9 protein-coding genes and 1 tRNA gene are annotated in these 13,763 nt (G+C 71.5%); 7 read left to right on the forward strand and 3 right to left on the reverse strand.

The genetic code is table 11. The features are described from left to right. Positions 1–465 precede the first annotated feature (465 nt). From ACWGN5_RS10135 to ACWGN5_RS10155, 5 genes are read left to right on the forward strand one after another with little or no spacing between them, the layout of a single operon-like run. Positions 466–2,454, forward strand: a complete 1,989-nt coding sequence (locus ACWGN5_RS10135) for an ATP-binding protein (RefSeq protein WP_453513133.1) — start codon at positions 466–468, stop codon at positions 2,452–2,454. Positions 2,455–2,460: 6 nt separating this feature from the next. Then, positions 2,461–2,895 carry a roadblock/LC7 domain-containing protein gene (locus tag ACWGN5_RS10140; protein ID WP_041132185.1) on the forward strand — a complete coding sequence of 145 codons (435 nt, stop codon included), beginning with the start codon at positions 2,461–2,463 and terminating at the stop codon, positions 2,893–2,895. 2 nt (positions 2,896–2,897) lie between these two features. After that, positions 2,898–3,269: a DUF742 domain-containing protein gene (locus ACWGN5_RS10145; protein ID WP_189806647.1), complete on the forward strand. Its 372-nt coding sequence runs from the start codon at positions 2,898–2,900 to the stop codon at positions 3,267–3,269. Then, a complete protein-coding gene (locus tag ACWGN5_RS10150; RefSeq protein WP_453513135.1) occupies positions 3,247–3,870 on the forward strand; it encodes a GTP-binding protein in 624 nt (207 codons plus the stop codon). The genes ACWGN5_RS10145 and ACWGN5_RS10150 overlap by 23 nt, the downstream gene beginning before the upstream one ends. Continuing rightward, a complete protein-coding gene (locus ACWGN5_RS10155; protein WP_351186414.1) occupies positions 3,867–4,439 on the forward strand; it encodes a GAF domain-containing protein in 573 nt (190 codons plus the stop codon). Before ACWGN5_RS10150 ends, ACWGN5_RS10155 begins: the two co-directional genes overlap by 4 nt. Before the next feature lie 81 nt (positions 4,440–4,520). Here ACWGN5_RS10155 and ACWGN5_RS10160 read toward each other — a convergent pair whose 3' ends face one another. Further along, the gene (locus ACWGN5_RS10160) at positions 4,521–5,729 is read right to left on the reverse strand and encodes an acyl-CoA dehydrogenase family protein (protein WP_453513139.1); all 1,209 of its coding nucleotides are present in this window, start codon (positions 5,727–5,729) and stop codon (positions 4,521–4,523) included. 584 nt (positions 5,730–6,313) lie between these two features. On the opposite strand from ACWGN5_RS10160, the gene ACWGN5_RS10165 reads away from it, so the two are divergent. Both ACWGN5_RS10165 and ACWGN5_RS10170 read left to right on the forward strand, forming a co-directional pair. Then, positions 6,314–6,390: transfer RNA gene (locus ACWGN5_RS10165), tRNA-Pro, on the forward strand. 220 nt (positions 6,391–6,610) lie between these two features. After that, on the forward strand, positions 6,611–9,163 hold the full coding sequence (locus ACWGN5_RS10170) for a discoidin domain-containing protein (RefSeq protein ID WP_453513141.1): 2,553 nt from the start codon (positions 6,611–6,613) through the stop codon (positions 9,161–9,163). A gap of 74 nt (positions 9,164–9,237) precedes the next feature. Here the strand turns inward: ACWGN5_RS10170 and ACWGN5_RS10175 are convergent, their stop codons facing one another. Together ACWGN5_RS10175 and ACWGN5_RS10180 are read right to left on the reverse strand one after the other, a co-directional pair. Continuing rightward, positions 9,238–9,600 (reverse strand): DUF6193 family natural product biosynthesis protein, encoded by a 363-nt coding sequence (locus ACWGN5_RS10175; protein WP_453513143.1) that lies wholly within the window; start codon positions 9,598–9,600, stop codon positions 9,238–9,240. Between the two features lie 15 nt (positions 9,601–9,615). Next, on the reverse strand, positions 9,616–13,763 hold a 4,148-nt coding region (locus ACWGN5_RS10180), incomplete at its 5' end, for an RHS repeat-associated core domain-containing protein (protein ID WP_453513145.1).

The raw sequence follows: 13,763 nt of genomic DNA on the forward strand, positions 1-13,763 counted from the left end.
GTGGGCGAGGCGGCCGGAGCCGCCGCGGATCCGCTCGCCGGAGCGACGCCCGAGGAGTCCGTACGGGCACGGGCCGGGGTCGGGCCTTCGGCGGCCCGCACCCCGTGAGGCCGCCTCCGCCCGTCCCTCCTGCGGGGATTCCGGTCGGGGGCGGTTTCCGCGCAGGGCGGAGGCGTGTGGACGCCTCCGCCCTCTTCCGTTCCGGCCCGGCGGCGGCCCCTCCCGGCCACGGCGGCGACTTTCGGCCGATCGTTCTCGGCCTGTCGCACCGGGGGCGATACCAGACCGGCCCGCTCTACGGGTAAGTTTGTCAACTGCGCACCGCACATGAACGGTTGACGACTACAGTGTGTGGCTGATGATCATCGGTAGGCTCATCGCACGTCTGTAGAACACCTCCCCCGTAGACCCCCTGCAGAACACCCCCGCAGTACGCCGATTCCTGGGCACGTACCAAGGACACTCATGTCTCAACTTCGCGCACCCGCCTCGCGGTCCGAACGACGCGAGGGCGGGCGGCACGGCCGGCCAGGCGCCCGCTCCGCCACCGGCACCCACAGCAACCCCCCGGCGCAGGCCTCCGCGCCCCTCCCCGCGGAAGCCCGGATACGCCCCCAACTCCTGCGCACCTCCGTGCTCCCCGCCGTCGCGGTGGCCCTCGGCGGGGCGGCGGCCGTCCTCTTCACCATCCGCTCCACGGGAGCCAGCCCCACCCCCGGCCTCTGGGCCGCGCTCACCGGAGCCGCCGCCCTCACCGTGGCCTCCGTGACCGCCGCCGCGCTCGGCGCGGACCGGGCCGCCAAGTCCGTCCTCGACCGCTGCAACTCCCTGCGCCGCGCCAGCGCCCGCGGTCAGAGCGAACTCCGTACGGTCGTCGAACAGTTGCGCAGGGGAGAGGGCCCCCCGCCCCGCCCCACGCAGCCCGCCACGACCACCTCGGGCGACGAATTCGACCTGCTCTCCCAGGAGCTGACCCGCTCTCACGAGGCAGCCGTCGCCGCCGTCGTCCAGGCCTCCCGGCTCTCCAGCAGCGTCGGAAACGAACAGAAGGTCGAGGTCTTCGTCAACCTCGCCCGGCGCCTGCAGTCCCTGGTCCACCGCGAGATCCAGCTCCTCGACGAGCTGGAGAACGAGGTCGAGGACCCGGAGCTGCTCAAGGGCCTGTTCCACGTCGACCACCTGGCCACCCGCATCCGCCGCCACGCCGAGAACCTCGCCGTGCTCGGCGGCGCCATCTCCCGCCGCCAGTGGTCGAACCCGGTCACCATGACCGAGGTGCTGCGCTCCTCCATCGCCGAGGTCGAGCAGTACCCGCGCGTGAAGCTCGTCCCCCCGATCGACGGTACGCTCCGGGGCCATGCCGTGGCCGACGTCATCCACCTCCTCGCCGAACTCGTCGAGAACGCGACGCTGTTCTCCGCGCCGCACACCACGGTGCTGCTGCGCGCCCAGTACGTCACGGCCGGCCTCGCGATCGAGGTCGAGGACCGGGGCCTCGGCATGCCCGTCACCGAGCAGAACAAGATGAACGCCCTGCTCGCCGACCCCGACCAGGTCAACGTCGCGCACCTGCTCCAGGACGGTCGCATCGGCCTCTTCGTCGTCTCGGCGCTCGCCCGCCGGCACGGCATCGCCGTGCGCCTCCAGTCCAACATCTACGGCGGCGTCCAGGCCGTCCTCGTGCTCCCGCAGGGCCTCCTCGGCTCCGACCCCGAGGGTCTCGCCCAGCACGAGCGCCAGACCGCCGCGACCGCCGGCTCGGCGGCCATCCCGCCCGGCCAGGTGCAGATCCAGCCCCAGAGCCGGCCCGCGGCCACCGCCCCGACGGCGGCCCCGGCCCAGAACCCGAGCCACACCCCGGCTCAGCCCCCGAGCCACACCCCGGCCCAGGCTCCGACCCCCACGCCGAGCCAGGCGCCGGCCCCGGTCGCCGCGCACGCCCAGGGTCACCTCTCCGGCCACGTCTCCGGCCCCCCGCAGACGCCCGCGCAGACCTCCCTGAACGGCACGGCCGCCCCCGCCCCCGTACCGCAGTCCGTACCCTCGCCCTCCCTGGAGCGGGCCGCCGCCCGTCACGAGGAGACCCCGATGGCCGGCTCGCACCCGTACCTCCGTACGGGCGCGCAGTCGAGCGGGTACGGCGACCCAGGTCCCGCCCCCGCGATACCGGCCCAGCCGGCCGGATCCGAGCACACGGGCCCGCCGGACCACCTGCTCTCGCCGCTCCCCCCGGCCCCCCGTGCCGAGGACGACGGCCGGCCCCTGCTCCCCAAGAGGCGCGCACAGGAGCACATCGTCCCGCAGCTGCGGGACGAGCCCGTGACCCGCAAGACCGAGGAGCACGCCCTGCACGACCCGGGCCTGATGGCCGCGTTCCAGCGCGGCATCGGCCTCGCCGAATCCCAGCCCGCCCCCCATGAATCGCTGCGTCCCGGCGACGCGCACAAGGAGTAGATCACCATGGCGAGCAATGTGCCGACCGGCCATTCCTCGGACCTCGACTGGCTGCTCAGCGGCCTGGTCCAGCGGGTCCCGTACACCCGCAACGCCGTCCTGCTCTCCTCCGACGGTCTCGTGAAATCCGTCCACGGCCTCGACCCCGACGCCGCCGACCACATGGCGGCCCTCGCCTCCGGGCTCTACTCCCTCGGCCGCAGCGCCGGCGCCCGGTTCGGCGACGGCGGCGAGGTCCGTCAGGTGGTCGTGGAGCTCGACTCCACCCTCCTGTTCGTCTCCACCGCCGGCTCCGGCACCTGCCTGGCCGTCCTCGCCGGGCGCGAGGCGGACGCCGCCGTCCTCGGCTACGAGATGGCGATGCTCGTCAAGAGCGTCCGGCCCTACCTGGTCACCCCCGCCCGGCAGGCCGCCGGCGCGGTGGGCGGTCTCGGGCAGTAGACGTGACGTCTCATCAGGAAGGGCCCTGGCTCGACGACGCGGCCGGGCGGCTGATCCGCCCGTACACCGTGAGCGGCGGCCGGACCAAACCCACCACCGCACTGGACCTGCTGTCCATGGTGATGGCGACCGGATCGACCCCCCAGGCACACATGGGTCCCGAGCACAGCCTGGCCCTCGGGCTGTGCGACGGACCCACCTCGGTGGCCGAGATCGCGGCGCACTTACGGCTCCCGGCCGTCGTCACCAAGGTCCTGCTCTCCGACCTCGTGGACTGCGGGGCGCTGACCGCCCGCGCGCCCCGCTTCCACGCCAATCCCACCGACCGTTCCTTGCTGGAGGCAGTGCTCGATGGCCTACGACAACGGCTCTGAGCGCCACGACAGTTTCGCGGCCGACCCCTTCCCCACCGCGCTCAAGATCCTGGTGGCGGGCGGATTCGGCGTGGGCAAGACGACCCTCGTGGGCGCGGTCAGCGAGATCGAACCGCTGAGCACCGAAGAACTGCTCACCTCGGTCAGCGCGGCCACCGACAGCCTGGAGGGCGTGGAGTCCAAGACCACGACCACCGTCGCCATGGACTTCGGGCGCATCACGCTCGACGACCGCCACGTCCTGTACCTCTTCGGGACCCCGGGCCAGGAGCGCTTCTGGTTCATGTGGGACGAGCTCTCCGAGGGTGCGCTCGGCGCGGTCGTCCTGGCCGACACCCGCAGGCTCCAGGAGTGCTTCTCCGCCGTGGACTTCTTCGAACGGCGGGGCATCCAGTTCATCGTGGCGGTCAACGAGTTCGACGGCGCCTTCCGCTACGAACCCGACGAGGTACGGGCCGCCCTCGACCTCAAGCCGGAGGTGCCGGTCGTCCTCTGCGACGCCCGGATCTCCAGCTCCGGCATCCGCACCCTGCTGACCCTCGTCCAGCATCTGCTCACCACCATCCCGGACACCGTGCCGAGCTACGGAGCCACGCCATGACCTACGACCCGACCGGTCACCTCCTGCTGACCCCCATCGACAAGGACGCGCCCGCCCGCGTGCAGCGGCTGCGCGAACTCGGTCTCGGGGAGCGACCGGACCCGGCGTTCGACGACTTCGCCCACCGGCTCGCCGAGGTGACCGGCGCCCCGTTCTCGATGGTGAACTTCATCGACGAGAACCGGCAGTTCTTCGCGGGTCTGCACACCCCCGAGGGCACCCACTCCGGCAGCGACCTGGGCGCGGCCGCCGCGGGCGGGGGCGGCGTCGGCCGCTTCATGGCCCGCGACCACGGCTACTGCCCGCACGTGGTGGTCCGGCGCAAGGCGCTCGTCCTCGAGGACGTCTGCGACTACCCGCGCTTCGCGGGGAACCCGGTCGTGGACGAGATCGGCATCCGCTCCTACATGGGGGCGCCGCTGATAGACCGCACCGGTGTCGCGCTCGGCACGATCTGCGTGGTCGACACCGACGTACGGCCGTGGGGGCGGGCCGGTCTGGAGACGATCAAGGCGATGGCGGCGGAGCTCGTGGAGCAGATCCACCGCCGCGAGGACGGCATGTTCTGACCGTCACCTCTTCGCACACGCCCGGGAGCCCCGGTACGGCAGCGGCCGTACCGGGGCTCCCGGCCCGTGGGGGTGGGGTGATCAGACGTGCGCGGGCTCCCGCTCCGGGGTGCGGACCAGCTCGGAGAGCCGCTCCGACCAGCTGCCCTTGTCCTGGCCGAGAGCGACCTCGGCCAGCCGCAGGAGCTGGATGTCGGAGGTGCCGGCCGGGGCGAAGATGTGGTGCGCGTCACGGAGGTAGCGCTCGATGGCCCGGTCGGTGAAGAGGCCGGCGGCGGCGTGGATCTCCATGGCGTTGCGACCGGAGTCGATGGCCGACTCGACGTTCACGAGCTTGGCGTTCATCAGCTCGGTGTCGCAGGAGAGGCCCTGGTCGAGCAGGTGCACGGCGTGGTACGCGGCCAGCCGGGCGGTCATCAGCCGGGACTGCATCTGCCCGAGCTTCAGCTTGACCGTGGGCAGGTCGTGGAGCGGCTTGCCGTAGCGGATGCGCTCGGAGGCGAAGCGGGTGGTCTCCTCCAGGATCGCCTGGTGGATGCCGAGCGAGACGGCGGTGAGGTTGGCCCGTCCGTACAGCACGCTGGAGGAGTACGCGACGGCGAGGCCGTCGCCCTCGTCGCCGAGCCGGTTGGAAGCCGGCACCCGGCAGTTCTCGAAGATCAGCTCACCGAAGCTGAAGCCGTGGAGGCCCATGGCCGGCTGCTGGGGACCGGTCCTGAAGCCCGGGCGATCGGATTCGACCAGGAAGGCGGTGAGTCCCTTCGATCCCGGACCGGTCCTGACCACGACACCGTGCAGATCGCCGACGTGGCTGTTGCCGACGTAGACCTTGCTGCCGTTGAGGATGTAGTCGTCGCCGTCCCGGACCGCGCTGGCGCTCATGCCGAGGACGTGACCGCCGGACTCGGGCTCGGTGACCGCGATCGTCGGCAGGCAGGCACCGGCGGCTATCTCCGGGAGCCAGGTCTTGCGCTGCTCGTCGCTGCCGAAGTGGACGATCTTGGCGGTGCCCAGCTGGGAGGCCTGGACCATGGCACCCATGGCGCCGCTGACCCGGGAGAGCTCCTCGATGATGATCGTCTTGGCCAGGTGGCCGGCGCCCATACCGCCGTACTCCTGGCTGATGGTCGCGCCCAGCCAGCCCTGCTCGGCGATCTTGCGCGACAGCTCGTGGTGGACCGTGCGGGACGCCTCCATCTCGGCTATCCGCGGCCGGACCTCACGCTCCGCGAAGTCGCGGACCGTCTCCCTGAGCTCATGATGCAGTCGGCTGCTGAAGTAGCTGTCCATCCGAGTCCTCACCCTGCGAGACGCCTGTTCGGCGGGGTTGTCCGAACAGGTGGTGCATCGGCAGTGGTCCCGTCCCGAACAGGCCGACCTCTTCATGGTGTTGATCTTTCCGGAACGGATCAATATCGCCACGAAGTTTGTCCGAAACAGGAGCGGTTGACGATTGAATCTGACTGTGTTTCGTGTGGTCTTGGCCGTGTCGGCCGGATCCGGGGTTCCTTCCCCATGGTCATCTTTCTGCCACATGCCCGGGGCAACGAAGAGGATGGCATATGGCGATGAGACCCTCCGTATCGCCACATGCGCCCCTTCCTCCCCAGAAGGGCGGCATTCCGGAACCTCTCCTTCCTCCTTACTGCCCAGGTCGCACCGGTCTCCGACCTCCCGGAGTCCCCTTCGGGGCCGACGGGGCGGGCGCGCGGGCGCACCCGAAGGCGCGGGAGCGCGTCACGCAGAGTGAACACGCACACCCGGCGCACCCCGCCCGAAGGGGCGCCCAGGAAACGCGTGCGTGACCACCCGGGAAAGTGCGGTATTGTTCTCATGCGCGTTCGGCCAGGGGAAACCCCAGGTCAGACGGGTAACGGGACGTGGCGCAGCTTGGTAGCGCACTTGACTGGGGGTCAAGGGGTCGCAGGTTCAAATCCTGTCGTCCCGACCATGCGGAAACGCAGGTCGGAGGTCGTTCTCTCATTCATGAGAGGGCGGCCTTTCGTGCGTTCGGGGTGCGGGTGGGCGGGGGGTCGTCGTCCTGGGGTGGTGCGGGCGGCGTGCCGTGGTTTCGGTTTGGGACAACTCCGCTGTTTCACGGTCGAGTTGATGCGTTCTGACCTATGTTCGAGGGGCCCGCGACAGTTTCACGGTTCGCCCAGGAGGTCCGATTGCAGTCCAGACGCACGCGCGCCCGCGGCAGAGCATTCCGCCGCTCCCCCCTGCTCATATCCTTCGGCCTCGGCTCGCTGCTCGTCGGGCTCACCCCCTTGCTCGGAGTGGCGAGTACGGCGGCGGGCGGCCGAGGTCCGGCGCCCCGGCCGACGCCGGTGGCCGGCGACCAGCAGGCGGCGCAGCAGTCGCCGCACCACGGGGTGGCCCCGGCGAACGCCATGGAGCCGGCGGCTCCCGTGCTCGATCGGACCGGATGGACCGCCACGGCGAGCGACGAGGAGACCACCGCCGAGAACGGCCGCGCGGCCAACGTCCTCGACGGGGACACCGCCACCATCTGGCACAGCAGGTACTCCGGGACCCCGGTCCCGCTGCCGCACAGCATCACCCTCGACATGCACCGCACGGCGGTGGTCTCGGGGCTCGTCTACCAGCCCCGCGCCTCCGGGACCAACGGGCGCGTCGGTGAGTACAGCATCAGCGTGAGCGCCGACGGCCAGAACTGGGGCAGCCCGGTCGCCACCGGCACCCTCGCCGACGACGCCGGCGCCAAGACCCTCGGCTTCGCCCCGCAGGGCGCGCGGTTCGTCCGGCTCACCGCCGTCACCGAGGCCGGCAACCGCGGCCCGTGGAGCTCCGCCGCGGAGCTCAACCTCCTCGGCGACCCGGGAACCCCGGCGGCCACCGTCGATCTGCCCCGCAACGGATGGACGGCCGCCGCGAGCGACCAGGAGACCACCGCCGAGAACGGCCGCGCGGCCAACGTCCTCGACGGGGACCCCGCCACCCAGTGGCACAGCCGGTACTCCGGGACCCCGGCCCCGCTGCCGCACAGCATCACCGTCGACATGCACCGCATCAGGGCCGTCTCCGCCCTCGTCTACCAACCGCGCAAGGACGGCGCCAACGGCCGCGCGGGCGCGTACACCATCACCACCAGCACCGACGGCATCACCTTCGGCGCAGCCGTCGCCACGGGCACCTGGCGCGACGACGACACCGTGAAGACCGCCACCTTCACCCGCGCGACCAACGCCCGCTACATACGCCTGACCGTGACCCGCGAGGCCGGCAACCGCGGGCCCTGGACCTCCGCCGCCGAGATACGCCTGAGCGGACCGGCCCACCCGGCCGCCCACGGCTCCTGGAGCCGGATCACCGGCTTCCCCCTGGTGCCGGTGGCCAGCGCCGTCCTGCCCGGCGACAAACTCCTGGCCTGGTCGGCGTACGCCGTGGACCGTTTCGGCGGCAGCAGCGGCTACACCCAGACCGCGATCCTGGACCTCAAGACGGGCAGGGTCACCCAGCGCCGCATCGACAACACCGGCCACGACATGTTCTGCCCGGGCATAGCGATGCTCGCCGACGGCCGGGTCCTGGTCACCGGCGGCAGCAACGCGGAGAAGGCGAGCATCTACGACCCGGCCACCGACGCCTGGTCCTCGACCACCGACATGAACATCGCCCGCGGCTACCAGGCCATGACCCTCCTCTCCACCGGTGAGGCCTTCGTCCTCGGCGGATCCTGGAGCGGAGCCGCCGGCGACAAGGCCGGCGAGGTCTGGTCCCCGGACACCCGCACCTGGCGCAAGCTGCCCGGCGTCCAGGCCGCCCCGGCGCTGACCGCCGACCCGCGCGGCGCCTACCGCGCCGACAACCACATGTGGCTGTACGCCACCTCGGGCGGCAAGGTGCTCCAGCTGGGCCCGAGCAAGCGGATGAACTGGATCACGACCGGCGGGAACGGGAGCATCACCTCCGCCGGCACCCGGGCCGACAGCCAGGACGCCATGAACGGCAACGCCGTCGCGTACGACATCGGCAAGCTGCTCACCCTGGGCGGCGCGCCCGCGTACGAGAAGTCGTCCGCCACCCGGCGCGCGTACACCGTGAGCATCGACGGCGATCAGGTCCGGACCGCGCGCACGGGCGACATGCGCCACGCCCGCGCCTACAGCAACAGCGTCGTCCTGCCCGACGGCAAGGTCGCCGTGTTCGGCGGGGAGTCGTACCCCGTGCCGTTCAGCGACGCCACGTCCGTGCTGACCCCCGAGCTGTGGGACCCGGTGACCGGACGCTTCAGCCCGCTCGCCACCATGGCCGTCCCGCGCAACTACCACAGCGTGGCGAACCTGCTGCCCGACGGACGGATCTTCTCCGGCGGCGGCGGCCTGTGCGGCGACTGCGCCACCAACCACGCCGACGGGGCCGTTTTCACCCCGCCGTACCTGCTCAACGCCGACGGCTCGCCCAAGCCGCGTCCCGCCATCACCGGGGACGTACCGCCCCGGGCTGCCGCCGGCACCTCGCTCACGGTGACCACCGACAGGCCGGTGGCCTCCTTCGTCCTGATACGGGCCGCGGCCGCGACCCACTCCACGGACAACGACCAGCGCCGGGTCCCGCTGGCCTCCACGGCCGCGGCGCCCGGCACGTACACGGTGTCGATCCCGGCCGACAAGGGCGTGGTCCTGCCGGGCACCTACATGCTCTTCGCCCTGGACGCCCAAGGGGTGCCGAGCATCGCCCGGTTCCTCACCGTCTCCTGACGGCACCGGCACCCTCCTGGGCCGGTCGCGGCCCAGGAGGGTGCCGTCAGCGGGGGTCCGTCAGCGGGGGTCCGTCACAGATCGTCCGGAGTTCCGTCGATCGCCGGACCGCAGCCCTCGGGCAGGTTTGCCACGATGAGCCGCACGGCCTCCTCCACGGTGTCCGGCTCGCCGAGCACCGTCTTGTCGGAGTGCCGGAACACATGGAACCCGCCGGGCCGGGGGAACAGGCCGGCGACGTCATGGGTCCACGGGTACTGGGTGCACCGGCTGAAGTACAACGCGCCATGGCTGACCATGGGGAACAACTCCCGCAGCCGGGGGTCCGCGTGGGCCGCGCGCGGGATCGCGGGATCGACGCGCCGCTCGCTCATCTCCAGGATCCGCCGCCACTCCGCGGCCACGATCTCCGCCGCCTCGCGGGGGCCTTCACTCATCATCGTGCTCCCTCATCATTTGTTCCTCTTCATGGCGACGTGCGGGTCGATCTCGGGGATGTCGGGCTTGGGGACCTTGATCTCCTTGTACCCGCCGTTCTCCTCGTCACGGGTGTACCAGTGGATGTCGTCCCACGAGCGCCCGTCCGGGTTCGGCTCGTTCCAGATGTTGAGTTCCCCCTCGTAGACGACCACGTTCCGCGCGATCACGCTCATCTCCCAGGCGGTTCCATTACCGTACTCGGGCCGGTTCCCGTCGACGGTCGTGAACGGAGAGCCCTGCCTGACGGCGGTCTGGAAGGCGTCGACGATGTCGGCCGGGGTGTTCCAGTTGCCCCGTTCGCCCCGGCTGTTCAGCATTCCGTCCAGGGTGACGGACAGCCGTGTGTTCTGGTCGGCGACGGACTGCATCACGTTGGACATCCACACCGGCACTCCGTCCACGACGTTTCCGTACGGAGGGCCGTTGTAGGTGTGGGCTCCCGGGTCCGGGTCGTCCCGGCGGTTGCGCAGGTGTTCGACGAGGGCTTCGCTGTGGTCCTCGATGCCGAGCACCACGCTGTGCGGGTGCCGGCCCCCTCTGCGGTGCGGGCACCCCGTCTCCACGTCCTCCGCCGCGAGACCCAGCGGGTCGATCCACCGGGTCGGGTTCTCCACGTACGCCACGGCGTTCGGCGCCGGCACCAGGCCCAGGGGGTCCGGGGAGACGTAGCGGCCCGCGGCGGGGTCGTAGTGGCGGTGCCGGTTGTAGTGCAGCTGGGACTCGGGGTCGAAGTACTGGCCGGGGAAGCGCAGCGGGGTGTACGCCGTCGCGTCGCGGTTCCAGGTGGTGGTGCCCCAGAGGGTGGCGCGGGTGCGCCAGGCGACCTCGCCGGACTCGTCGACGAGCTCGCGCGGGGTACCGACCAGATCGGTGACGATCGCGAAGAAGCGGCGGTCGACCTCCTCGTCGTCGAGCAGCCGGCGCTCGACCTGGGTGACCGGGGTGGGCCCGTCGTGGTCCCAGGTGAGCACGATGCTCTCCGCCGCGCCCGGCGTCCGGGTCGACTGCTCGCAGAGGATGTCGCCGTCCCAGGTGAACAGCGTCTCCTCGAGAACCGTGACCCCGTCGTCCGCGAGGCGCCGCTTGGCGACACGGCGGCCCAGCGCGTCGTACACGTACCGCCATCGCGTTCCGTCCGGGGTGACGACCGAGACCAGACGGTCCTCGGCGTCCCAGTCGTAGCGCCAGGTGTCCGGCTTGCGCGAGAGGCGGGCCCGCTGCCGCAGCACCACGCGGCCCTGGGCGTCGTGCTCGTAGCGGATCGCTCCGGCGCGGCCGATGCGGGTTCCGGAGTACTCCCGGGGGCCTTCGGCCGTGCCCGCGCCGGGCCAGGTGGCGTGCGTCTGGTTGCCGGCCTCGTCGTAGGCGTACCGCTCGGTCCAGTCCTCGGCCGTGACGCCGGTGACCCGCCCCTCTCCGGTCAGTTCGAGCCGGCGGTGACCGGTCAGGTGTTCGTCGACGGCGGTGAGGTGACCGTCCGCGCGATAGGTGTACGAGCGCCGCTGGACGGTTCGCTCTCCCGCGGTCCGCACGTGCTGGCCGGTGAGGCGGCCCGTCGCGTCATAGGCGTGGTCGATGGTGAGCGCGTCTCCGACACGGCGCGAGATCTCCCGGCCGGACGCGTCGAACCCGAAGTCGACCAGATGCCCCGAGGCGTCGAGGCGCGCGGTGGAGTCACCCGTGTACGACCAGCGGCTGACGGCTCCCGACGGCGTGGTGCGGTGGACCCGGCGGCCGGCCTCGTCGTACGCGTACGTGGTGCTCCGGCCGTCGACCGTCTCGCGGAGCACCCTGCCGGAGACGTCGCGGAGGTACGTCAGCTCGGTGTCGAGCCCCCTGGCGGCGGTCAGGCGGCCCCGGTCGTCGTAGGCGAAGCGGGTGACCACCCCGTCGGCGTCCTTCAGGACGAGGCGTCCGTCGGCGTCCCGCTCGTAACGGATCGTCTGCCCGGCGCCGTTGGTCCGTGAGGCGAGCCGGCCGAGGGCGTCGTGGGTGTAGTGGACGCTCCGTCCGTCGAAGTCGGTCTCGGACGTGAGCAGACCGGCCTGGTCGTAGGTGTAGGACCAGGTGAGTCCTTGCGGGTTCGTGACGCGTGTGACGCGCAGTTCGGTGTCGTGCGCGAACTCGTGGCGTGCTCCGTCCGGTGTCGTCCGGGCGGCGACCAGGTCGAAGTGGGTGTACTCGAAGCGGGTCTCGCCGCCCATGGCGTCGGTGTGCAGGACGCAGTTGCCCTCGCCGTCGTACGCCCAGGACTGGGTGGCCCCGTCCGGATCGGTCCGTCGGGCGAGCCGGCCCTCGACGGTCCATTCGAGTTCGGTGCGGCCGCCCTGCGGGTCGGTGATCCGTACGGGCCGGCCGAAGGCGTCCCGGAGGTAGCGCGTGACCCCGCCGTGCTGGCCGCGGACCGCGAGCGGGAGGCCCGCCGGGTCGTTCTCCACCCGGTCCACGGGGCCCAGGGAGTCGTCGACCCCGGTGAGACGGCCCCGCCCGTCGTACGCGAGCCGGGTCGTCGTCCCGTTGGGGCGCGTGAACAGGACCGGGTTGCCGTCCTCGTCGTACTCCTGCCGGGACACCGAACCGTCCGGGCCGGTCACGACCGTGACCTGGTTCAGCTCGTTGTACTCGACACCGGCCGAGGATCCGTCCGGGTGCGCGACGCCGGTCAGGTTGCCGCGGTCGTCGTAGGTGTACGTGGTGGTCCGCCCGGCCGGGTCCGTGCGGGTCAGCAGCCGGTCGTCGCGGTCCCAGGTCTGGCGGACGGTGTTGCCCAGCTGGTCCGTCACGGACAGGACCTGCAGGTGGCTGTTGAGGACGTAGAGCCGGGAGGCGCCGGTGGAGTCCGTGAAGCGGGTGATCCGGTCGCCGGTGGCGGGGTGGACGTCGTACGCGAACGTCGACGACAGGTAGCCGTCCGGGCCGATCGTGCGGGAGACACGGCCCGCGGCGTCGTACACGTACCGGAACGTGGAGCCGTTGCGGTCGGTCCACGAGGTGATGCGGCCGTCCGGGTCGTAAGTGAAACGCAAGGGAAGGTCGGAGGAGTTGACGACCTCGGAGAGCCGGCCGAGTCCGTCGTAGCCGTAGCGCATCACCGTCCGGGAGCCCTCGGGCGTGCGCAGGGCGAGCTCGCGCAGCCGGCCCTCCGCGGAGGTGAGCATCGCCAGATAACCGCCGGAGTGGGACACGGCGGTGGGCATGCCGTCGCCCCGCCGACTGATGGTGATCCGGTTGCGCGTGCGGTCCTCGATCGCCGTGAGCCAGTACGCCGACGACTCGTGGTACGGGCTGCCGGTGAAGGTGCGGGTCACGCCGGTGCGCGGGTCGGTGACGACGTACGTGGTCAGGGCGTTGTCCTGGCCGCCGTGACGGAGGGCCAGTCGGGGACCCTCCACCGGAAGGACCGGGTCCGCCGCACCGGGCGCGGGGAGCGTGGGGAACCACAGGACCGATCCGTCCTCGCGGGCCCAGAAGGCGCCCTGACCCGAAGGGGCGAGCTCGATCCGCTCGTCGAGGGTCGAGGCCCAACTGGGCCCGAACCAGTGGCCGTAGCGATAGGTCGACAGGTGGGTGCGCCGCAGGACCAGCGGCAGGACGCCCGCCAGGGACAGATCGACCTGCTCCAGTGTCATCTCGCCGGAGGCGACGTCGACGGGGTCGCCCTCGCAGGTTCGCTTGCGCATCTCGATGCTCTTGCCGCGCGGGTCGGACGCGCTGTCCTTCAGGGGCTCCGGCTTGTGGCGCAGGTCCGTGCCGGTTCCCTTGCCGTCGGACCTGCCGCCGGCGCCGTCCTTGCCGTGGCCGTCGTCGTTCTTGCGCTCGCGGGCGAGGCGGTCGCGGGTGGCGTCGTCGTTGTTCTTGTGGTCGGTGGAGATCCGCTTGACGGCCTTGGGGAGCGTCTCGCCTATGTGGTCGCCCATCGTCTTGGCGGACTTCGTCAGAGCGCCCATGGCCTTGTCGATGACCGGGTCCAGGGCGTCGGCGATGTCGTCCCGGCCCTTGTTGCGGCGCTGGTGCCCCTTGGCCTTGGTGAGCTTGCCGGCCGTCTTGCCGTGGATGCCGGTGCTCACGCCGTTCAGCTTCGTGCCGGCCTGCTCGTGCTCGTCGTGCTCGATGTGGAAGC

The organism is Streptomyces sp. NPDC055815 (assembly GCF_053616475.1).